Origin of the sequence: Pontixanthobacter luteolus, from assembly GCF_947494915.1 — a bacterium.
Classification (GTDB): domain Bacteria; phylum Pseudomonadota; class Alphaproteobacteria; order Sphingomonadales; family Sphingomonadaceae; genus Pontixanthobacter; species Pontixanthobacter luteolus.
On the sequence record NZ_CANLWR010000001.1, the window covers coordinates 309,388 to 330,703 of the forward strand.

General features: G+C 58.7%; 19 protein-coding genes. 11 read left to right on the forward strand and 8 right to left on the reverse strand.

The features are described from left to right. The first annotated feature begins 21 nt into the window (after window positions 1-21). The 5 genes from PO778_RS01465 to PO778_RS01485 all read left to right on the forward strand — a co-directional run bounded on the left by PO778_RS01465 (window position 22) and on the right by PO778_RS01485 (window position 4,928). Entirely contained in the window at window positions 22-1,449 is a 1,428-nt protein-coding gene (locus tag PO778_RS01465; RefSeq protein WP_271438365.1) for a circularly permuted type 2 ATP-grasp protein, read from the forward strand. Between the two features lie 31 nt (window positions 1,450-1,480). Beyond that, the gene (locus PO778_RS01470) at window positions 1,481-2,428 is read left to right on the forward strand and encodes an alpha-E domain-containing protein (RefSeq protein WP_271438366.1); all 948 of its coding nucleotides are present in this window, start codon (window positions 1,481-1,483) and stop codon (window positions 2,426-2,428) included. A 4-nt stretch (window positions 2,429-2,432) separates the two neighbouring features. After that, on the forward strand, window positions 2,433-3,248 hold the full coding sequence (locus PO778_RS01475; RefSeq protein ID WP_271438367.1) for a transglutaminase family protein: 816 nt from the start codon (window positions 2,433-2,435) through the stop codon (window positions 3,246-3,248). Between the two features lie 130 nt (window positions 3,249-3,378). Next, complete coding sequence (locus tag PO778_RS01480) at window positions 3,379-4,122, forward strand: proteasome-type protease (protein WP_160729358.1); 744 nt, start codon at window positions 3,379-3,381, stop codon at window positions 4,120-4,122. A 179-nt stretch (window positions 4,123-4,301) separates the two neighbouring features. Beyond that, on the forward strand, window positions 4,302-4,928 hold the full coding sequence (locus tag PO778_RS01485; RefSeq protein WP_271438368.1) for a response regulator transcription factor: 627 nt from the start codon (window positions 4,302-4,304) through the stop codon (window positions 4,926-4,928). A gap of 7 nt (window positions 4,929-4,935) precedes the next feature. Here PO778_RS01485 and PO778_RS01490 read toward each other — a convergent pair whose 3' ends face one another. The 5 genes from PO778_RS01490 to proC all read right to left on the reverse strand — a co-directional run bounded on the left by PO778_RS01490 (window position 4,936) and on the right by proC (window position 9,672). Beyond that, the gene (locus PO778_RS01490; protein ID WP_271438369.1) at window positions 4,936-5,598 is read right to left on the reverse strand and encodes an extensin family protein; all 663 of its coding nucleotides are present in this window, start codon (window positions 5,596-5,598) and stop codon (window positions 4,936-4,938) included. A gap of 60 nt (window positions 5,599-5,658) precedes the next feature. Beyond that, window positions 5,659-6,030, reverse strand: a complete 372-nt coding sequence (locus PO778_RS01495) for a VOC family protein (RefSeq protein ID WP_271438370.1) — start codon at window positions 6,028-6,030, stop codon at window positions 5,659-5,661. Continuing rightward, entirely contained in the window at window positions 6,031-7,488 is a 1,458-nt protein-coding gene (putP, locus tag PO778_RS01500; RefSeq protein WP_271438371.1) for a sodium/proline symporter PutP, read from the reverse strand. It lies immediately after the preceding gene. An 81-nt stretch (window positions 7,489-7,569) separates the two neighbouring features. Further along, entirely contained in the window at window positions 7,570-8,832 is a 1,263-nt protein-coding gene (locus PO778_RS01505; protein ID WP_271438372.1) for a glutamate-5-semialdehyde dehydrogenase, read from the reverse strand. Between the two features lie 63 nt (window positions 8,833-8,895). Continuing rightward, window positions 8,896-9,672, reverse strand: a complete 777-nt coding sequence (gene proC, locus PO778_RS01510; protein ID WP_333908171.1) for a pyrroline-5-carboxylate reductase — start codon at window positions 9,670-9,672, stop codon at window positions 8,896-8,898. Between the two features lie 229 nt (window positions 9,673-9,901). Here proC and proB point away from each other — a divergent pair, with 229 nt between their 5' ends. Beyond that, window positions 9,902-11,047 carry a glutamate 5-kinase gene (proB, locus tag PO778_RS01515; RefSeq protein ID WP_160729365.1) on the forward strand — a complete coding sequence of 382 codons (1,146 nt, stop codon included), beginning with the start codon at window positions 9,902-9,904 and terminating at the stop codon, window positions 11,045-11,047. A 71-nt stretch (window positions 11,048-11,118) separates the two neighbouring features. Then, a complete protein-coding gene (budC, locus tag PO778_RS01520) occupies window positions 11,119-11,901 on the forward strand; it encodes a meso-2,3-butanediol dehydrogenase (RefSeq protein ID WP_271438373.1) in 783 nt (260 codons plus the stop codon). 76 nt (window positions 11,902-11,977) lie between these two features. Here budC and typA read toward each other — a convergent pair whose 3' ends face one another. Next, entirely contained in the window at window positions 11,978-13,813 is a 1,836-nt protein-coding gene (gene typA, locus PO778_RS01525; protein WP_160730572.1) for a translational GTPase TypA, read from the reverse strand. 243 nt (window positions 13,814-14,056) lie between these two features. Here typA and PO778_RS01530 point away from each other — a divergent pair, with 243 nt between their 5' ends. The 4 genes from PO778_RS01530 (at window position 14,057) to PO778_RS01545 (ending at window position 18,113) form a co-directional block, all read left to right on the forward strand. Next, entirely contained in the window at window positions 14,057-16,654 is a 2,598-nt protein-coding gene (locus PO778_RS01530) for a TonB-dependent receptor (RefSeq protein WP_271438374.1), read from the forward strand. Window positions 16,655-16,770: 116 nt separating this feature from the next. Beyond that, window positions 16,771-17,160, forward strand: a complete 390-nt coding sequence (locus PO778_RS01535; RefSeq protein ID WP_160729368.1) for a DUF805 domain-containing protein — start codon at window positions 16,771-16,773, stop codon at window positions 17,158-17,160. Between the two features lie 57 nt (window positions 17,161-17,217). Beyond that, a complete protein-coding gene (locus PO778_RS01540; RefSeq protein WP_271438375.1) occupies window positions 17,218-17,655 on the forward strand; it encodes a DUF805 domain-containing protein in 438 nt (145 codons plus the stop codon). Beyond that, window positions 17,655-18,113 carry a DUF805 domain-containing protein gene (locus tag PO778_RS01545; protein ID WP_271438376.1) on the forward strand — a complete coding sequence of 153 codons (459 nt, stop codon included), beginning with the start codon at window positions 17,655-17,657 and terminating at the stop codon, window positions 18,111-18,113. The genes PO778_RS01540 and PO778_RS01545 overlap by 1 nt, the downstream gene beginning before the upstream one ends. On the opposite strand, the gene PO778_RS01550 is transcribed toward PO778_RS01545, so the two are convergent. Continuing rightward, window positions 18,110-20,629 (reverse strand): ABC transporter permease, encoded by a 2,520-nt coding sequence (locus tag PO778_RS01550; protein WP_438944370.1) that lies wholly within the window; start codon window positions 20,627-20,629, stop codon window positions 18,110-18,112. The genes PO778_RS01545 and PO778_RS01550 overlap by 4 nt on opposite strands. Continuing rightward, a complete protein-coding gene (locus PO778_RS01555; protein WP_160729370.1) occupies window positions 20,626-21,315 on the reverse strand; it encodes an ABC transporter ATP-binding protein in 690 nt (229 codons plus the stop codon). Before PO778_RS01555 ends, PO778_RS01550 begins: the two co-directional genes overlap by 4 nt. Window position 21,316: the final 1 nt, after the last annotated feature.

A 21,316-nucleotide genomic window follows, 5' to 3' on the forward strand; every position in this document is an offset into this window, starting at 1 on the left:
GCCAGCCTGAATCGGGGGTTCATGACTGAGGCGAAAGCCAAATTTGACGAGATGTTTGGTGCCGACGGATCCGTTCGTCCGGCATATGCGGGCTATTGCGAATGGTTCGACCAGCAAGATCAAAGCTGGTTGAAGCGCAAGCATGGAGAGGCTGAAAGCAGCTTTCGCAAAACAGGCATCACCTTCAACGTATATGGCGAGGACGAGGCTGAAGAACGGCTGATTCCGTTCGACATGGTGCCGCGCACCATCAGCGCGAACGAATGGCGCCGTCTCACCCGCGGGATCGAACAGCGGGTTAGCGCGCTGAACGCGTTTATCTACGATCTTTATCACCGGCAGGAAATCCTGCGCGCGGGCCGCATTCCGACCCGGCTGTTCCGCGACAATGCTGCATGGCTTCAGCAGATGGTCGGATTTACCCCGCCAGGCAAAGTCTACACCCACATCGTCGGGATCGATCTGGTCCGGACCGGCCCGGATGAATGGTACGTGCTGGAAGATAACGCCCGAACCCCGTCGGGGGTGAGCTACATGCTCGAAAACCGTGAAACGATGATGGCGATGTTCCCTGAACTGTTCTCGCAGGTGCAGGTTGAACCCGTCTCGACCTATCCGCGCCAACTGGCCAAAAGCCTTGCTGCGTGCGCGCCGCCAGCTTGCAATGGCAAGCCCAACGTGGCCGTGCTTACGCCGGGTATCTACAACAGCGCCTATTTCGAACACGCTTTCCTCGCCGACCAGATGGGTGCCGAACTCGTCGAGGGCAGCGATCTGCGCGTAATCGACGGGCGGGTGCAGATGCGGACCACGCACGGCTTTGAACCGGTCGATGTGATCTACCGCCGCGTTGATGATGAATTCCTCGATCCGCTATCCTTCAACAAGGACAGCATGCTTGGTGTCCCGGGGATTATGGATGTCTACCGGTCCGGCGGCATAACAATCGCAAATGCACCGGGAACCGGGGTCTGCGACGATAAGGCCGTGTACAGTTTCATGCCCGAAATCGTCGAATTTTATACGGGTGAGAAGCCGCTGCTACCCAATGTGCAGACGTGGCGCTGTTCGGACAAGGACAGCCTTGGCTATGTGCTCGACAATCTCGAGGAACTGGTTGTCAAGGAAGTCCACGGCTCCGGTGGTTACGGTATGCTGATCGGCCCGACCGCATCCAAGAAGGAAATCGCTGCCTTCCGCAAGAAGCTGCAAGCAACGCCTGACAATTACATCGCGCAGCCAACGCTGGCGCTGTCCACGACCCCGATCTTCACGAAGAAAGGGTTGGTGCCGCGCCATGTCGATTTGCGCCCCTATGTCCTCGTTTCGCCCAAAGGTGTCGATATCACCCCAGGCGGTCTGACGCGTGTTGCGCTGAAAGAAGGCTCGCTGGTGGTCAATTCCAGCCAAGGCGGCGGGACCAAGGATACTTGGGTGCTGAAAGACTGATGGTGCTGACCTGTCCGATCGGAGGCCGCTCATGCTAGGCCGCACAGCCAACGGGTTGTTCTGGATGTTCCGTTATCTTGAGCGGGCCGAGAACACGGCGCGCTTGCTGGATGCTGGCCTGCGCATGGCGTTGACGCGCGATCACACCTCTGCGCGGGAGGAATGGCGTTCGCTCATCGGGGCATCGGGCCAGCAGGCTTCCTTCGATGCGAAATATGATGGCGACTTCACCGGATCCAACGTGTGGAATTTCATTCTTCGCGACAAGGAAAACAGCGCCAATATCCTGAGCACTTTCGAACAGGTCCGCACGAACGCGCGGATGGTTCGCAATACGATCAGCAGCGAAGTCTGGGAAGCGATCAACGAAAGCTGGATGAACCTGGAATCGCAGCTGAAACGTCCTGTGGCGCAGGGCAATCTGGGCAAGGTTGTCGGCGATGTCAGGCGCGCGGGCACGCTCGTGCACGGCGCGATGGCGGGCACGATGCTGCGCGATTCCGGATTCCATTTCGCGCGCGCCGGGACTTTCGTCGAACGTGCCGACAGCGTCGCGCGTATCCTCGACATCAAGTATTATCTGCTGCTGCCTTCGCTGACCTATGTCGGGTCCAGCCTGGATACCAGCCAATGGGACAACGTGCTGCGGTCCGTATCAGGCGACAGGGCCTATCGCTGGCTCAATGCCGGTGAAATCGATGCCCGCGGTATCGTTGAATTTCTGGTTCTGGACGAACGTTTTCCGCGGAGCCTGGCGTTCTGCCACTCGGCGCTGCGCGATGATCTGGCCTCGCTGGCCAAGCTTCATCATGCGCAAGGTGCCTGCAACGAATTGATGCGTGAGGCTGACATGATCATGACCGACACCACTATCGATGACGTCTTCGAGAAGGGGCTTCACGAATTCCTGATCGAATTCGTCAATCGCAACTCGTCCATCGCGGCTGCTATTGCCGAAGATTACCGGTTTACGGCGTGATCCGATGAGACTGTCGATCCGCCATACCACGCAGTACCGCTTCAAGGAGCCGGTTGTTCACGCGCTCCAGCGTCTGCGCCTCACGCCCAAGGCGACACAGGGCCAGAAAATCATCGACTGGAAGATGTCGTATGAAAATGCGCAGAAGGAGCTGGAATATGATGACCAGCACTTCAACACAGTGACTTTGGTTTCGGTCAATCAAGGTGCCAAGGACGTCGTGGTGCAATGCGAAGGGCTTGTCGACACCGAAGACAATGCCGGGGTGATCGGCCAGCATGCGGGCAACCTACCCTTGTGGAGCTTTACCGGGCAGACACGGCTAACAAAGCCCGGACCGGAACTGAAACGTTTCATCCGCGATGTCAGCAGCACCGGCGAGACGGGTCTGGACGCGCTCCATGCCCTGTCCGAACATATTCGCAGTGATGTTGAATACCGCACCGGCGAAACCGGGGTTCACACCACTGCAGAAGACGCAGTGAAGCTGGGCCGCGGTGTCTGTCAGGATCACGCGCACATCTTTATCGGCGCAGCGCGCGCGATGGACATCCCTGCACGGTATGTCAGCGGATATCTGATGATGAACGACCGGATCGATCAGGAGGCTACGCATGCCTGGGCAGAAGCTCACATAGACGGTTTGGGATGGGTCGGGTTCGACATATCCAACGGGATCAGTCCCGATCCGCGCTATGTACGGGTGGCGACCGGCCGGGATTACAACGATGCATCGCCGATCACCGGTATCAGTTTTGGCACCCAGAGTGACGAATTGACGGTCGATGTCGCTGTTGAGCAGCAAACCATCCAGCAGTGACGGGTCCATGCTCGAAGCAATAGACCGCGCGCCGCGGCGCGCCTAAGCGGTTTGCCATATATGACCTGCAAAATGATGCCCGCCGAACGCTGCGAAAGCGGCAAGGGTGAGCAGATGAAGGATTGAAGAGATGACGTACTGTGTTGGAATGATTCTGGACCAGGGGCTGGTGCTGATGAGCGACACGCGCACGAATTCCGGTGTCGACAACATTTCCGTATTCAGCAAGATGTCGACATGGCGCGTGCCCGGCGAACGGATCATCTCGGTAATGACCGCCGGCAATCTGGCGACGACCCAATCGGTGATAAGCCAGTTGGAAGAACGCACCAAGGCACCGGAAGATCGCGGAAATTCGCTGCTAAGGGCGCCAACAATGTTTCAGGTCGCATCTGAAATCGGCAAGCTGCTGCGTGCGACCATTCAGGAAACACAGGATGAGAACGGCGCACGGGGCAAGGGCCGTTTTACCGCCTCGATCATTCTGGCAGGCCAGATCGCGGGGATGGAACCGCGACTTTTCATGATCTACCCGGAAGGGAATTTCATCGAGGCGAGCTTCGACACCCCTTTCTTCCAGATCGGCGAAACCAAGTATGGCCGCCCGATTATCTTGCGCGGTTATGACAAGACGATGAGCTTCGAAGATGCTGCGAAGCTGCTGATGGTTTCATTCGATTCCACGCTGAAGGCCAATCTGTCGGTCGGGCTGCCGCTTGATCTGATGGTGGTCGAACGTGACAATTACGAACCCATCCACGAACGCCGCATCCACGCGGACGATGAGTATTTCCAGTCGATTTCGTCCAGGTGGGGCGACGCGCTCAGAACCGCATTCCATTCCCTGCCAGACTATAGTTTTAAATCGGAATAGCTCGGCTGAGTAATGAACGCAGGTTTGTTTACTTAGTTATTTTGCGTATCTTTGATCCAATATGGATTAACCCGACTATCCGGTGGCGCGAAAATTGTTCAATATTTACAGACTATAATACTCCAATGCGGTATTGATACGGAGTGCGCAAAATTGCCTAGTTCGGCATGATTGCATCCATGGCAGATCGTATCACACTCCATATCGTCGACCCGGTAACCCGGGTCAGGGCAGAAATTGCCAGTGTTGTATTTGACCTTGGCTATCATGCCGAAGTTTATGCAAATATTGCTGAAGTAACCGAACGCCCGCCGCGCAGCGGTATCTTGATAATGCGCGATGATCCGTTACTCGGCGGGATCGAGGGGCTTGTTCGGAAGCTTTCCGACAAAGGTGTCTGGTTGCCGATCATCGCCACCGGAGATGATCCAGGCCCGCATGAGGTGGTCAGCGCGATGAAGGCGGGTGCGCTCGACTATATCCAGATGCCGATTGATCATGCCCGGCTGGATATGACGCTCGGCAAGTTGAGCGGAGAGGCAGAAACCTATGCCCGGTCACGCCGCCGAATGATCGAGGCACGCGACCGCATTGCCAATTTGTCAAAACGGGAAGGGGAGGTTCTCGACTGGCTGGCGCGCGGATGCAGCAACAAGGTGATCGCCCGCGAACTGGCAATCAGCCCCCGTACGGTTGAAATCCACCGGGCCAACATGATGACCAAGCTGGGCGCACGGCACGCAGCCGAAGCTGTCAGGGTGAAACTGGAGGCGCAGATAGAGATCGCACCCGGCATCGCCAGTTGACCGATTATCAACGGCAGAAATTGCCGCCGGTGACCTCCAGATGGAAATGATCGCGGTGCGCGGCGTTATATTCGGGGCCCAGAACAGTCCCGAAACGCTTGCAGGCGCTGCCATGAATGGTGCGCAGGAACTGCCGCTCTGCACTCGTCCCACCGTCCCAGTCGCTGCGCACTTCTATCCGGCGGCCGTCCGCTAGTATGAATGCGGCAATGTCGATTGCTTCGGCTTTGGAATGGGCCGACCGTTTGTTCGATCCGGCAATATTTCGGCAGGCATAACTGCCCAATGTTTCGATCCGGACAAGCTCGCTACCGAGAATTTGCCGAGCCGCACGGTCCACCCCGAAGCGCGCCCAACCGGCAAAGCTGTTGGCGGTGGGGCAGGTGACTGCACCAATGTTGGTGAGCGTGAAACGCGCATCGTCGCCGCCGATCTGCTGCATGTTCACGGCATTCAGTGTTGAGCATCCGGCACCGTAGTACCTGTCAGGCACAGCCTCGAACACCGAACCGGTCCGGTTCAGCCGCGCGATACATTGGCCTGCGGCAGGGGATGCGGCGAATGTCCCTGTGTTTGAAACGCGCGGCGCCTCAGCCTCGCGGGACCCGGGCACCATGTTGCACGCGCTGACCAGCGCCGCCATGGTGAATAAGAAAACTGCCCGAACCATGCGGGGTATTTTTGCGCAAACTTGGTTAACACAAGCCTAAGCCGGGCGCGTTTGGGCCGATCAATCGGGCGCTTCGACTTGCTCCCACAGCTCAATCTTGATGCCATCAGGGTCCAGGATCCAGGCAAACTTGCCGTAACCTTCATCCGCACTGTCCAGTATTTCGACGCCGCGTTCTTTCAGCACGGCAGTGAAACCATCCAGATCGTCGACCCGCAAGTTGATCATGAACCCGCCTTTGCCAGGCTTGATATATTTGTCCTCTTCGAAATGGCTGATCAGCGAATAGGGCTTGTCGCCGGTTTCTTCCGACCAATTGAGCTGAGGCCCGTAATCACCATCCAGTCCCAGCTTCTCGCGGTACCATGTCCGCGTGGCTTCGGGATTTTCCACGACGTAGAACACGCCGCCCAGACCAGTGATTTTTGCCATTTAGCCCTCCTTCGGACGGGTCGCTGCGCTGACCGCGACGATCGCAATCCATGCAGCGATGAACCCCGGGATGATCTCGTAAACGCCTTCGCCGCCAAGGAAGCTACCATTCCAGCCCAGCGAAATCCATGCGATCACTACGGCGGCGCCGGTGATCAGGCCGGCCAGCGCGCCCGAGCCGGTCATTCTGTTCCATGTCAGAGAAAGAATGATCAGCGGCCCGAATGCAGCACCGAACCCGGCCCATGCATTGGATACAAGGCCGAGAACCTGGCTGTCAGGGTCGCTAGCAATCACGATCGCGGCGAGAGCCACCAGCAGCACGCAGATACGGCCGATGTTCACGGATTCGCGCTCGCTCGCGTTCTTGCGCAGGAACAGGCGGTAGAAATCCTCTGTCAGCGATGATGAGGCCACCAGCAGCTGGGAACTGATTGTGCTCATGATTGCGGCAAGCAGCGCGGCAAGCAGGAACCCGGTGATCAGCGGGTGGAACAGCAGGTTGGCAAGAACGATGAAGATCGTTTCCGGATCGTCGACCGTCATACCGTTCGCCTCGATATAGGCGCGGCCGGCGATACCCACGCCAATCGCGCCGATCAGCGACACGCCCATCCAGCTCATGCCGATATTGCGGGCAACACGCACGTCAGCGATGCTGCGCACAGCCATGAAGCGCACGATAATGTGCGGCTGGCCGAAATAGCCCAGGCCCCATGTGACCGCACTGAGAAACCCGATCACGCTCAGCCCGCCGAACAAAGTCAGATAGTCCGGTCCGGTCGCCTGCACTGCTGCGTTCAGGTCCACCCCGCCGCTGAGAACGACGGCAGGCATCAGGACCAGCGCGACCACCATAATGCAGCCCTGCACGAAGTCGGTCAGGCTGACGGCCAGAAAGCCGCCGACCATGGTGTATGCAAGAACGACGCCGGCGGTAAGCCAGATGCCGAGCATGTAGTCGCTGATGCCGACGTCTCCGAACAGGCTCGCGAAGCTGGTTTCAAACAATTTGCCGCCGCCAACCAGGCCAGCTGCGGTGTAGACAGAGAAGAAGGTGACGATGATGATCGCAGCGGTAACGCGCAGTGCGATTGCTTTATCCGGGAAGCGGTTGGCCAGGAATTGCGGAATCGTCAGCGCGTTACCCAGTTCCTCCGTCTGCTTTCGCAGGCGCGGGGCCACGATCCACCAATTGAAGAATGCGCCGACAAACAGACCGATCCCGATCCATGCCTCGACAAGTCCGGCCGCATAAAGCGCGCCCGGCAGCCCGAGCAGGAGCCAGCCCGACATATCGGACGCGCCGGCGGAAAGAGCTGCGACGGCGGGGTGCAAATTGCGCCCGCCCAGCAGATAGCCCTCGCTGTCGTCAGTGGATTTGCGCCAGGCGTACAATCCGATGGCGATCATCAGAATGAAATAGCCGGCGAGTGAAATATAAGTCCCTGTCTGCATGCCGCGCGCCCTAACAGCCCCGGCGGCTCATGGCCACCGGAGCGCGACGGCAGTGTGCTCCTGTCTTACAACGGGTTTGCGTTACGGGCGGGTCTGGCCCTGACCGTGAACGATGTATTTGAAGCTCGTCAGCTGTTCCAGGCCGACCGGTCCGCGCGCGTGCATTTTACCGGTAGCGATACCGATTTCTGCGCCCATACCGAACTCGCCCCCGTCAGAGAACTGCGTCGAAGCGTTGTGCATGACCACGGCGCTATCGACGGCGGTCAGGAATTGCCGCGCTGCGTCATCGTCTTCGGTAAGAATGGCATCGGTATGGCCGGACGAATGTTCCGACACGAATTCGATCGCTTCTTCCAGGCCGCTGACAATTTTTACCGATGCGATGGAATCGAGATATTCTGTACCGAAGTCGCTTTCATCGGCAGACTTGATCCGGCTGTCGGCTGCAACCGATGCCTCGTCACCGCGCAGTTCGCAATCAGGCATTTTGTCGGCCAGCTTGGGCAGGAAATCACCTGCAATAGCGCTGTCGACGACGATGCTTTCAGTTGCGCCGCATACGCCGGTGCGGCGAAGCTTCGCATTGCGGATGATCTCCAGAGCCTTGTCTTGATCGGCCTTAGCATGGACATAGCTGTGGCAGTTTCCGTCCAGATGCAGAAGCGTCGGGACCTTGGCGCGGTCACGCACGAGTTCCACCAATCCGCGTCCGCCGCGAGGGATGACGAGATCGACGTAATCGACCGCTTCGAGCAGTTCGGCGACCGCTTCCCGGCTGGTGGTGGGCACGGTCTGGACCGCATCCTCCGGCAAACCGGCAGCTTTCAGGCCTGCTTGCATGCACGCGACGATTTCGCGGGTCGAGTGACGGCTTTCGGAACCCCCGCGCAGGATCACGGCGTTGCCCGATTTCAGGCATAGCGCGCTGGCATCTGCGCCGACATTGGGGCGCGATTCGTAAATCATGCCGATCACCCCGATAGGGACGGCCACGCGTTCGATCGACAGGCCGTTGGGCCGCTCGAAAGTGGCGAGCTTGCGGCCGACCGGATCGGGCAATTCTGCAATCTCTTCCAGCGCCTTCGCAATACCTTCGATGCGCTCTTCGTTCAGCATAAGGCGGTCGATGAAGGAATCGGGTTTGCTCCCGCGAACTTCCTCCACATCCATACGGTTAGCCTCAAGCAATTGCGGCATCGCCTTGCGCAGGGCGTTGGCGGCTTCGGTCAATGCTCTATTCTTCGCATCGGTGGTCGCGCCGATCAGCTGGCGCGCTGCCTGTTTGGCGCGCTTGCCCAGATCCGTAATCGTAGCTGTCTGGTCGAATGTCTGCACGTTCATAGGTAATCCCTGGTCTGTTTCCCGCTCATGGGGGAAATATTGAAAGCTGTCATCTGGCTGCGATTATCGCAGTTCGACGGCGCGGCGGTATGCCGCGTCGAGCGTGGCGGTGATCAGGCGGGTGAAGTCTTCGCTGCCGTTCAAGGCGCCTAGACCGGCCTGAGTGGTGCCATTCTTGCTGGTCACCGAATTTCGCATTTCTTCCAGCGGTCCGCCATCTTCCACTGCCATCGCAATGGTTCCGCCCATTGTTTCCAGAACGAGCTGGCGTGCCTCGTGTTCCGCAAAACCAAGGCCGATTGCTGCTTCGACATAGGCGCGGGCCATCTCAAACACGTATCCCGGGCCTGATCCGGCAACTGCAGTCAGCCGGTCCAGCATATCTTCGTTGGCGACTTCGATGATCGATCCGGTCCGTTCCATCATGGCTGATGCGTGGGCCTTTTGCCCATCATTGGCGCTGTCACTGGCGCACATCCCGCTCATCCCCCGACCGATCGCTGCAGGAAGGTTGGGCATCACGCGAACCACCGGCTTGCCGCCGGAAGCTTTCGCGAGCCGCTCTATCGAACAACCAGCCGCGATTGAAAGCAGATACCCGTCATCCTGATACGCGTCTGCATATTGCGGAAGAATGTCGTCGATCTGCTGCGGTTTGACCGCAGCGATAACGACATCAAACTTGCGCCCCGCGAGATCATCTCGGCCAGCAACAAGTGTTGCTCCGTCGGGCGCGATTTCCAGGCCCGGGTCGACAATGAAGAAGCTTTCTGGTCCGGAAAGCCAGTGCGTCAGCAGTGCTCCCCCCATCTTTCCGCATCCGATCAATAGTATATTCAAGTTAACTCCCGTAAAATTTTAATCATAAATTCATTAAGAGCAGTATGTGTTCAAAATTAGGAGGTATAGAAAAGTAAAATCAAAATAGTTCAAGATACTCTTGTTTTATACTTGCTTTAGTACTTTTCAATATTTGAAGCCTAAACTTTTCTTAATTTGATGGTTGTGCGCTGCACAACGGGTATCTAGATGGTGCTGCATACAATTCAAGGCAATTGAAAGGAATAATGTGTCTCGGAGAAAGCGTCTCGTCGTCAAAGTGGGCTCCAGCCTGCTGGCAAATTCGGATTTGCTTACTCCCCGCTTCGGTTTCATGCAGCGCCTGCTTGAGGATATCGCGCGCTTGCGGGCCGATGGCTACGATGTGATCCTGTGTTCGTCGGGCGCGGTCGCGCTGGGGATGAACCTGGTCGGCGAAAAGCCGGAAACTGCCGGGTTGAGCGACAAGCAGGCCGCTGCAGCGTGCGGCATGCCGTTGCTGCTCAATGCCTACAAGCAGGTTGCCCATGAATACGGGTTCGAAATCGCGCAGATCCTGCTGACCCTGGGCGATTTCGAAGATCACCGCCGATTCCTGAATACCAAGAACACTGTGCACCGTTTGCTCGAGTCCGGCATTATGCCGATCGTAAACGAGAACGACACCATCACCACCGAGGAAATCAAGGTTGGTGACAACGATCGTCTGGCTGCCAAGATCGCGCAGATGGTGGAGGCGAAGGACTTCATCATCCTGACCGGCGTCGACGGCCTTTATGATCGTAATCCTTCAGAAGAAGGTGCCCAGCTGGTCGAGGAATTGCAGGACGTCAGCGAATATCTGGAAGCAACCACGGGCACCAGCACGCTCGGCACCGGGGGTATGCTGACCAAGCTTCAGGCGGCCAATATGGCGCAAAACGCCGGCTGCACGACCTATATCGCCAATGGTGAGGCGGATCGTCCGCTATCTTCGGTCCTGCGTAAGGAACGCGCCTGCACCAAATGCATCGCACATAAAGAGCCGGCATCCGGCTGGAGCAATTGGCTGTCGGACCGGTTGCAAATGGCAGGCTCGCTTGTGCTGAAGGACGAGGCCGCGGCAAGGCTGGATGACGGTGTCGCGATCAAGCGGGACGATATCGTGTCGATGGATGGCGATTTCACCCGGGGTGATGTCTTGCATATCTATGACGGCGAAGGGATCGAGCGGGCGAGGGGGCTGACCGATTTTACCTCCGAAGAGACGCGGATCCTGGTCAACAACCTCGATATCCCGGCGGAAACGCTGCTTGGCTACAAGAGCCGGGCCGAAATCATCCGGCCCAACAATATCGTGGTTCTGGAAACACGCCACCTGCTGTGGGATGCGCCGTCGGGCGTAAGCGCGGACTAGGACGACAAGGTTGGAGCAATTGCCCTTCCGGTGCGTTGATCAGCCAGACTCGCAATCGGAAGGAAATTTGCATGACAACCCTCTCTCGTTTCAACGGCAAGACCGCGATCATAACCGGATCGTCGCACGGTATCGGCGAGGGCATAGCCCGCCGCTTCGCAGCCGAAGGCGCCAATGTTGTGCTGAATTCGCGCAGCCGCGAAGATTGCGAGAAAGTTGCAGCTGATCTGGACCCTAGCCGCACGCTGATCGTGGCGGGTGACGTTTCCAAACCGGAATTCGCCAAGGAACTGATCAGCAAGACGGCCGAAAAATTCGGCGGCGTCGATGTTCTGGTCAACAATGCCGGCGTGGCCGCATCCGGGATGCTGGAGAAAGCCGATGACAGCGACATCGACAAGGTGATCGACATCAACGTCAAAGGCGTTCTCTACCTGAGCCGAGCAGCAATCCCCGAACTGAAGAAAACCGGCGGCTCGATCGTCAATATCTCCAGCGTTTCCGGCATTGGCGGCGACTGGACGCTGCCGATCTACAACGCGTCGAAAGGCGCCGTTACCAACCTGACCCGCAGCCTCGCCCTGCAACTGGGCGGCAAGGGGGTGCGCGTTAACGCCGTGCTGCCTTCGGTCACCCGTTCCGATATGACCGGCGGCATCACCGAGAACGAAGAATTGATGAAAGCGTTCATGAACCGCCTGCCGCTGGGCCGCATTGCAGAGCCGGAAGACATCGCTGGCCCGGTCCTGTTTCTGGCCAGCGACGATGCGAAATTTGTCACCGGCGTAAACCTGCCCGTAGACGGCGGGGTGAGCGCATCGAACGGTCAGCCCAATTTCATGGCCCACGGCTAATGTTCTGACCAAATGAAAAAGGCCCCCGGAGCGGTAAACTCCGGGGGCCTTTTCGTGTCCAGATGATCGGTCTGACTTACGCCGATTCCATCTTCCGCTTGAACTTCTTGCGCTCGTGCGGGCACAGCAGCGCCTTGCGCAGGCGAATGCTTTCAGGCGTCACTTCGACCATTTCATCGTCGTCGATATACGCAATCGCCTGTTCCAGGCTCATCTTGCGCGGCGTGGTGAGGCGAATTGCATCATCCTTGCCGGTCGAGCGGAAGTTGGTCAGCTGCTTCGATTTCATCGGGTTCACTTCGAGATCGTCAGGCTTGGCGTTTTCGCCGATGATCATGCCTTCGTAGATCTTTGCCTGAGCGCCGATGAACAGCTCGCCGCGTTCTTCCAGCGCGTTGAGCGCATAGCCAACAGCTTCGCCCGGAACCATCGAGATCAGCACGCCGTTCTGGCGGCCTTCGATCGGCCCCTTGTAGGCGTCGTACTTCTCGAACAACCGGTTCATAATACCTGTGCCGCGCGTGTCGGACAGGAATTCACCGTGATAACCGATAAGCCCGCGTGACGGGGCGGAGAAGGTGATGCGGGTCTTGCCCATGCCCGAAGGTCGCATTTCGACCAGCTCGGCTTTGCGGCGCTGCATTTTTTCAACGACGGTTCCGGAGTGCTCATCGTCCACGTCGATCACGACCTGTTCGTATGGTTCCATACGCTTGCCGTTTTCTTCGCGGAACAGAACTTTCGGACGGCTGATGCCGAGCTCGAAGCCTTCGCGGCGCATCGTTTCGATAAGAACGCCGAGCTGCAATTCGCCGCGGCCTGCAACTTCGAAGCTGTCCTTGTCGTCGCTTTCGGTTATGCGGATTGCGACATTGCTTTCTGCTTCACGATTCAGACGGTCACGGATCATGCGGCTGGTAACCTTGCTGCCTTCGCGGCCGGCCAGCGGACTGTCGTTGACGGAGAAGCGCATCGCCAATGTCGGCGGATCGATCGGCTGCGCTTCGATCGGGGTGGAAACCGACGGGTCGCAGATGGTGTTCGAAACGGTCGCTTTTTCCAGACCGGCCAAAGCAATAATGTCACCGGCCTTGGCGCTATCTACCGGGACACGCTCGAGGCCGTTGAAGGCGAGCAGCTTGGTAGCGCGGCCGACTTCCACAACCTTGCCGTCGCCATCGATGGCGTGGATCGGATCGTTCACGTTGACGGTGCCCGACTGGATGCGGCCAGTCAGAACACGGCCCATGAAGTTGTCACGGTCGAGCAGGGTTGCGAGGAAGGTGAACTTCCCGGTTTCGTCCAGACCCGGTGCGGGAACGTGCTCGACAATCTTCTTGAACAGCGGGTCCAGCGTGCCGTCGCGGGCATCGGGATCTTCGCTGGCATAGCCGTCGCGGCCCGATGCGTAGAGAACCGGGAAGTCCAGCTGTTCATCGTTCGCGTCGAGCGACACGAACAGGTCGAACACTTCGTCCAGAACTTCAACTGCGCGCTGGTCAGGACGGTCGATCTTGTTGACGACGACGATCGGCTTCAGGCCGAGTGCCAGAGCCTTGCCGGTCACAAATTTGGTTTGCGGCATGGCGCCTTCGGCACTGTCGACCAGCAGGATCACGCCGTCCACCATGCTCAGGATACGCTCCACCTCTGCGCCGAAGTCGGCGTGGCCAGGTGTGTCGACGATGTTGATGCGGCGGGTTTCGTCACCCTCACCATATTCGACCGAAGTACACTTCGCGAGAATCGTGATTCCGCGTTCTTTCTCCAGATCGTTGGAGTCCATCGCGCGTTCTTCCACGCGCTGGTTGTCGCGGAAAGTGCCGGATTGGCGGAATAGCTGGTCGACTAGGGTGGTCTTGCCGTGGTCGACGTGGGCGATAATCGCCACGTTGCGCTGGTTAGCGGACATCATTTGTGCTTTCAGTTTGGGGTGCGTGCCATTGTGCAGCGCAATATCGCGCGCGCCCTAGCCGAGGGCTGACCCTACGGCAAGCTTTGCGCGCAAAAAAGGACTGTGGCCAAGTCGCCACAAATGCCGGAAACCCCTGCAAAACCGTGCAATTTGCTTGAGCAAGGTATGGTGCATACCTATGCGTCATACCCAGAAGCGGGCCCCTTACAACGATCCCGCACTACAGAGGATGGAGACTCCATGAAGTTTGACTCATTCAAAGGCAGCGCGGTTCAGCGCGCTGCACTTTACGCAGGTGTGGCTGCAATCGGTCTGGCAATTCCGACCGGCGCGATGGCACAGGATGCTGACGAAGCTGTCCTGGAAGACGAAGATGAAGCCCAGCCAGATGAAATTGGCGGTCCGAACAGCAACATCATCGTCGTTACCGCATCCAAGCGTGAAACCACGCTGCAGGAAACGCCGATTTCGGTTTCGGTCACTTCGGGCGAAACGCTTGAGCAGGCCCAGATCCGCGATCTCAGCGATCTGACCACGGTTGCACCTTCGCTGCGTTCCAGCCAGCTGCAAAGTTCGGCCAACACCACCTTCATCATTCGCGGCTTCGGCAACGGCGCCAATAATGCCGGTATCGAACCATCGGTCGGTGTCTTCATCGACGGTATCTACCGTTCACGTTCCGCCGCGCAGATCGGCGACCTTGCCAACGTCCAGCGCATCGAAGTTCTTCGTGGACCGCAGTCGACGCTGTTCGGCAAGAACGCATCGGCAGGCGTAATCTCGGTTGTTACCCGCGAACCGCAGTTCGAATTCGGTGGTTCGGTTGCAGCGACCTATGGCAATTTCAACCAGATGGAATTGAAGGGTGACGTTACCGGCCCGATTACCGACAGCGTCGCTTTCTCGATCGACGGGCTTTATAATAAGCGTGACGGCTATGTCGAAGTTCCGAACCTGGGCATCGACATCAACAACCGCGACCGCTGGAGCCTTCGTGGCCAGCTGCTGGTAGAGCCTTCCTCGGACTTCAAAATCCGTGCGATCGGTGATTTCAGCCGCATCGACGAAGATTGCTGCTTCGCCGGTAACGTTGTCGCTGGCCCTTCGGTGCCTGCGCTGTTCGCATTGGGCGGCCAGATCGATCCGGAAAACCTGTTCAACGATACCAGCTTTTTGAACATCGCCCCGTCGAACAAGATCGACAGCTACGGCGGTTCGGTTCAGATGGATTATCAAGCAGGCCCGCTCGCGCTGACTTCGATCAGCGCGTACCGCAAGCTTGAAGCGTTCAACCAGCAGGACGTCGATTTCTCCAGCGCAGATATCGTCAACGAAATCCGCGATCAGGAAATCGACACGTTCAGCCAGGAACTCCGAATTGCTTCGGACTTCGACGGCCCGCTCAACTTCCTCCTTGGCGCTTACTACTTCAAGGAAGACGTCGAACAGACCAGCCAGCTGATTACCGGTGACGATTCGCGTGCATTCTTCTCGCTGCTCGCAGGTAACCCGGCTGTGTTCAACGGCGTCGAGCTAGCGCTCAACCTGCCGCAGAACAGCATTTTCAGCCCGGGTCTGCTGACGGACGAAGCGTTCACGCTGGATAACGAAGCAATCTCGATCTTCGGTACTGTCGATTTCGAAGTCACGGACCGGCTCACGCTGACCGCCGGCTTCAACTACACCGACGACAAGAAGGACTTCACTGCCAACCTGACCGCGTTCGACGAACTCGGCCAGATCAATCTGGTGGATGCCTTCATCGTTCAGGCAACCGGCGGAACCGTGACCACTCCGGCACAGTTCCAGGCACTGCCAGCAGCGAACCAGGCGTTCCTGCTGGGGCTGGCGACCGATCCCAACGTCAACCCATTGCTGCCGCTGGCAGCATTCCAGTTCCAGCCGCCTTTCCTGGCGATCCCGAACGCAGTTGAAGACGGTAAGACCCGTGACGATGATTTCTCCTACACCCTGCGCGCTGCGTATGACGTGTCGGATCAGATCAACGTGTATTTCACCTATGCAACGGGCTTCAAGGCATCGTCGGTCAACCTGTCGCGCGACTCGCGTCCGCTTCCGACCGACTTTGTACCGGGCCCGGGCCTGAGTGCATTTGCTGCGCCGCCATCGCCAATCACCGATGCCGGCATCGCGGTTCCGAACCTGAACACCGGCACCCGCTTTGCAGGTCCGGAAGACGCGGAAGTGTACGAAATCGGCTTGAAGGCACAGTTCCCTCGCTTCGGTTTCAACCTTGCGCTGTTTGACCAGACGCTGGAAGGCTTCCAGTCGAACATCTTCACCGGCACCGGTTTCGCGCTGGCAAATGCTGGTGAGCAGTCGACCAAGGGCTTCGAATTCGACGCCACGATCAACCCGGTCGATCCGCTGGTTCTGACTTTCGCCATGACTTACCTGGATTCGGTGTTCGATTCGTTCCCGAATTCGGCGGTTGGTGATCTGACAGGTCAGACACCGGGCGGTACGCCGGAAATTACCCTCGCTACCTCGGCGACTTACACGCACGAGTTTGGCTACAGCGGCAATTTCCTGATCGCCCGTGTCGATTACAACCACGAAAGCAACGTCAACATCACCAACGGCCTTCCGGCATTTGGTCCGACGGCGGAGACACTGTTCCGCCGCGAAGTGAACCTTGTGAACGGCTCGCTGACGCTGCGCCTGAACAACGGTATCGAAGTAAGCGCATGGGGTCGTAACATCCTCAACGAACGCTTCATTACCCAGGTGTTCGATGGTGTTGCCCAGGCCGGTACTGTTTCGGGCTATCCGAACCAGCCGCGCACATACGGCGGTACGGTTCGCTTCAAGTTCTAAACGAACCCGACTGAATAAATTGAGGGGCTGCCTGCGGGCGGCCCCTTTTTTATTGAAATACATCAAATTCTGTGGTGCCTTTCTGACCGGGACTATTTGGAAAGAGGGGGTTTCCCATGGAATGGATGTTGATGCCGCTAAAGCGGTATGCCGATTTCTCAGGCCGTTCGCGGCGCAAGGAATACTGGATGTTCGTTTTGTTCATGATCATCGCTGCGGTGATTTTGAGCGTAATCGAAGGTGTGCTGGGAATGTCAGGCATGGTTGGCGGCGTATACGGACCGCTAACGACGCTGTTCATTATCGCGATCATCATACCCAGCCTTGCCGTTCAGGTCCGGCGCTTCCACGATCAGGGTAAATCGGGCTGGATGGTTCTGCTCGGTTTCATTCCGCTGATCGGCGGTATCATCGTGCTGGTCTTCATGTGTCTTGAAGGCGACCGGGGCGACAATGAATATGGCCCTGATCCCAAGGGCGGAGCGAACACCGAGGTATTCGAATAATCAATTGAATGGCGGGCCGGGAAAGGTCCGCCATTTTACTTCAGGGGTCGCAATTTGATGGAATGGATGCTGATGCCGCTGCGGCGGTATGCTGATTTTTCGGGCCGTTCTCGGCGCAAGGAATACTGGATGTATTTCCTGTTGTATTATCTTGTTTTCATCATCCTGTTCGTGCTGCTGTTTTCTGGAATCCCTTGGCCTGAATTTGATGACGCGGGCGTTGTAGTGAACGAAGCGGCGACGCCGGGCCCGCTGGTCTGGATTGCTGGCGGGCTGATGATGATTTTCGCGTTCGGCACGATTGTTCCTTCGATCGCCGTCACCGTGCGCCGGTTCCACGATCAGGACATGACCGGCTGGCTCTATCTGCTCAGCTTCATACCGTATATCGGATGGCTGATCGTCTTCGTGTTCATGTGTATCGATGGCACGCGCGGCCCGAACCAGTACGGGGATGATCCGAAAGACCCCGGCACAGCAGCTGTTTTCGAATAGTGGCAGATTCCCGCGCAGACATTCCTGAAACAGGGAATGTATTGGCCTGGATGGTCCTGCCTTACCGCCGTTATGCGCAGTTCGGTGGCCGGTCGGGCCGCCGGGAATTCTGGTGGTACAGCCTGCTGCTGTTCCTCAGCTATCTTGCCGCGTCAGGCATTCTTATCGCCTATGTCGCAATCGACGCTGAGGATGCGACAGTCGGTATCGCCGCGATCAGCACATTCGGCGGGGTCTTTCTGCTGAACTTCATTCCCGGTCTCGCTCTCACTTCCCGCAGGCTTCATGACATTGGCTTGCCCGGCTGGCTCGCCATTGCAGCGATATTTGCGGTGCTGTTTCTCAGCATCATCGGCTGGATCGGCTACATGATCGTGATGAGCCTGCCTCCCAAGAACGGAGAGAACCAATATGGCCCGCCGGTTTACGGCGAAGATATCGCGGACGTTTTTTCCTAGAGCGCGCGCAACGCCTGCGCCGGTTTGGCCCGCAGCAACGGAAGCGACCCGGCCAGCGCGAACACAAGCACGAAAGCAAGCCCGCCGCCCAGCACCGCCAGCACGACACCCCAGTCGGGCAACCAATCGAATTCGAACAATTGCGTGATGACCAGCCATGCCAGTCCGCTGCCTAGCGCCAGTGCGACAGCCGCAAGGATCAGCGCAAGGATCCCGTATTCTGCCAGCTGCATCACCAGCACCTGCCTCCGGCTTGCGCCTAGAACCCGCATCACCACGGTGTCATAAGTGCGCACCGCACGGGCAGCGGCAATTGCGCCAATCAGCACCGCCAGACCCGCCAGCACCGCGACAGATGCTGCTGCAAAGGTGGCAAGACCAACCTGGCTCAATATCACGCGCGCTTCCGACAGGACCTGACCGATTTCGATCACCGAACTGGATGGGAAGGTGTTCACCAATTGGCGCAGCAGAGGCCCGGTGGCCGCACCGTCTGGCAGATCGATCGTCGCCGCAATATTGTGCGGTGCATCGGCCAGCGCATTACTGGAAAAAACCAGCACGTAATTGAAGCCCATGCTTTCCCAGTCGATGACCCGCAGATTGGCCACCCGGGCGGTCTTTTCGACACCCAGCACGCCCACTGTGATCAGATCGCCGATTTCAAGATCGATCGCCCGTGCAAATTCTTCATCTACCGACACCAGCGGCTCCGCATCGTACATCGGGTCCCACCACTTGCCCTCCACGATGCGGTTGCCGGCCGGAACTTCGTCTGCATAGGTCAATCCGCGTTCCCCGCGCAGCGGCCACGCGCCATCGGGGATCTCTTCCAGATCCGAGACCCGCGTCATGTTTCCTTCGGGGCCGTAAGCCAGAATCGCGCCGCGCAGCGCGGGCACGGTGCGGATTTCCGCGTCTGCCTGGTCGTCTGTGACCAGCTGCCGGAAATCGTCCACCCGGTCGCGCGGGATATCGAGCACGAAGTAATCAGGTGCCTGTGCGGGCACACGGCGGTCAATATTGCCGTTAATGCTGGTCTGGATCGCTGCGAGCAGGACAAATGCACTAAGACCGAAGCCGAGCGCGGTGACCAGCGCACCGGTTGATGCGCCGGGGCGGTGCAGGTTGGCCAGCGCATTGCGGACCAGCGGGTTGCGTGGGCGAGGAACACTGCGCGCCAGCCTTTGGATACCGAGGCCGAGCAGCGCGAGCAGGCCAAGCACCACGACGGCCCCCAACAGGAATCCGCCAGACAGCAGCGGTTGGCGCGCGGTAATCAGGGCCAGGGCGACGATACCTGCCATCCCGCCCAGGACCCATGACAGTGCACGGCCATCGCGGGACAGCGGAACGATGCGGGCACGCATCAGGGCCATTGCGGGGAAACGGCGTGCGCGCAGGATCGGCGTGGCGGCAAACACCAGCGCCACCAGCAAACCATATGCTGCCGCAATCAGCAGCGCGACCGGTTCGAACACAAATCCGCGTTCCACCGGCAACAGGCCGTCCAGCGCCGCCGCCAGAAGCGGGGTAACCAGAACACCGGCGGCCAGCCCTAGCAGGCTGCCGGCCAAAGCTGCCGACCCGATTTGCAGCGCGTAAATGCGCGCGATGTCCCGGCTGGAAGCGCCGAGCACTTTCAGGGTTGCGATGCTGGCGCGCCGCGCCTCGAGATAGGATGATACGCCGCCGCCGATGCCAATTCCGGCAATGACCAAAGCAGCAAGGCCGACCAGTGTCAGGAATTCACCCATCCGTGAAACAAACCTGTCGGCGCCGGGCGATGCGCGGTCGCGTGTGCGGTAATCGAATCCTGCATCGGGGAAACGTTCTTCCAACGCCTCCTGCACATTATCGGGATCGCGGTTTTGTTCGAACGCGACACGGTACTTGCTCTGGTACATCGACCCGGGGGCAAGCAATCCTGCCTTGGCCGGAATACCTTCGGCCACCAGGATGGTTGGGCCAAGCTGGAAGCCCTCGCTCAGGCGGTCAGGTTCGTTTTCGATTATTCCGGCGGCGACCAACTGGGCCTGTCCCACGCGGAAACTGTCGCCAACCGATATGCCCAGCCGGTCGATCGCGCCCTGCGCCAGATAGGCATCGTTGGCACTTGGCGCGGCAGCGTCTGTTCCGCCCTTCAGCGTCAGTGTGCCGTAGAGCGGCCACTTGGCGTCAACTGCCTTGAGTTCGATCGGTGCGGCGTTTTCGCCTGCGCTGGCCATCGCCTGCAGCCGTGTGCCGCCGGATAACGTGCCGTATTCGCCCAGGGCCGCCAGCTCCTCAGCAGAAAGATCACGCTGCCAGACTTCAACCTCCAGGTCGCCACCGAGCAGTTCCTGGCCGCGTCCTTCAAGCTCGCTCTCGATCGCGCCGGTCAGCGTTCCAATCGCGGCAAGCGCGCCTGTCCCCAGGAACAGGCATACGAGGAGCAGGCGCAGGCCCTTGAAGCGCGCATTCAGGTCGCGCTTGGCAATCCGCCATGCCGCCGTCCAGGTCAGGTCGCCAGTCACGATTTTCTGGTGTCGCTCGCAATCAGGCCGTCGCCGATGGTAATAACCCGGTCGCACCGCTGCGCCAGTTCGACATCGTGGGTGATAACCAGCAGCGTTGCGCCGGTGTCCGTGCGCCGCGTGAACAGCAATTCGATAATGTCATGGCCGGTCGAAACATCCAGATTGCCGGTTGGTTCGTCCGCAAAAATCAGTTCGGGGCCGGGGGCGATGGCCCGTGCAATGGCGACGCGCTGTTGCTCTCCTCCGGAAAGCTGGGTCGGATAATGATCGATCCGGTGGCCAAGGCCCACGGCTTCCAGTTCGGCGCGCGCCTTTGCGGTGGCATCGGCATCACCGGCCAGCTCCATTGGCGTGGCGACATTTTCCAGCGCCGTCATTGTCGGCAGCAGGTGAAACGCCTGCAGGACAATTCCGATATGGCCGCGCCGTGCCTTTGCCAGACCGTCCTCATCCATATTGGTGAAATCCTGTCCGGCCACAGTCAGATCGCCGCCAGAGGCCCGTTCAAGGCCGGAAAGGACCGCCATGAGCGAGCTTTTGCCTGAACCGGATGGACCCAGCAGGGCGACCACTTCACCGGTCGCGATTTCAAGGTCGATACCGCGCAGCACCTCGACCGGGTTTTTGTCCGGATCGTAGGTCAGGGTGAGATTTCGGGCGGAAATTGAGTTTGGGCTTGTCACC

Excerpts from the sequence above, each read along its gene's own strand:
- PO778_RS01540 (WP_271438375.1), top strand. The coding sequence starts at position 17,218 with ATGGAATGGATGCTGATGCCGCTGCGGCGGTATGCTGATTTTTCGGGC.
- PO778_RS01535 (WP_160729368.1), top strand. The coding sequence starts at position 16,771 with ATGGAATGGATGTTGATGCCGCTAAAGCGGTATGCCGATTTCTCAGGC.
- putP (WP_271438371.1), bottom strand. The coding sequence starts at position 7,488 with ATGCAGACAGGGACTTATATTTCACTCGCCGGCTATTTCATTCTGATG.
- PO778_RS01485 (WP_271438368.1), top strand. The coding sequence starts at position 4,302 with ATGGCAGATCGTATCACACTCCATATCGTCGACCCGGTAACCCGGGTC.
- PO778_RS01495 (WP_271438370.1), bottom strand. The coding sequence starts at position 6,030 with ATGGCAAAAATCACTGGTCTGGGCGGCGTGTTCTACGTCGTGGAAAAT.
- budC (WP_271438373.1), top strand. The coding sequence starts at position 11,119 with ATGACAACCCTCTCTCGTTTCAACGGCAAGACCGCGATCATAACCGGA.
- PO778_RS01470 (WP_271438366.1), top strand. The coding sequence starts at position 1,481 with ATGCTAGGCCGCACAGCCAACGGGTTGTTCTGGATGTTCCGTTATCTT.
- PO778_RS01505 (WP_271438372.1), bottom strand. The coding sequence starts at position 8,832 with ATGAACGTGCAGACATTCGACCAGACAGCTACGATTACGGATCTGGGC.
- PO778_RS01490 (WP_271438369.1), bottom strand. The coding sequence starts at position 5,598 with ATGGTTCGGGCAGTTTTCTTATTCACCATGGCGGCGCTGGTCAGCGCG.
- PO778_RS01480 (WP_160729358.1), top strand. The coding sequence starts at position 3,379 with ATGACGTACTGTGTTGGAATGATTCTGGACCAGGGGCTGGTGCTGATG.
- PO778_RS01475 (WP_271438367.1), top strand. The coding sequence starts at position 2,433 with ATGAGACTGTCGATCCGCCATACCACGCAGTACCGCTTCAAGGAGCCG.
- PO778_RS01530 (WP_271438374.1), top strand. The coding sequence starts at position 14,057 with ATGAAGTTTGACTCATTCAAAGGCAGCGCGGTTCAGCGCGCTGCACTT.
- PO778_RS01465 (WP_271438365.1), top strand. The coding sequence starts at position 22 with ATGACTGAGGCGAAAGCCAAATTTGACGAGATGTTTGGTGCCGACGGA.
- typA (WP_160730572.1), bottom strand. The coding sequence starts at position 13,813 with ATGTCCGCTAACCAGCGCAACGTGGCGATTATCGCCCACGTCGACCAC.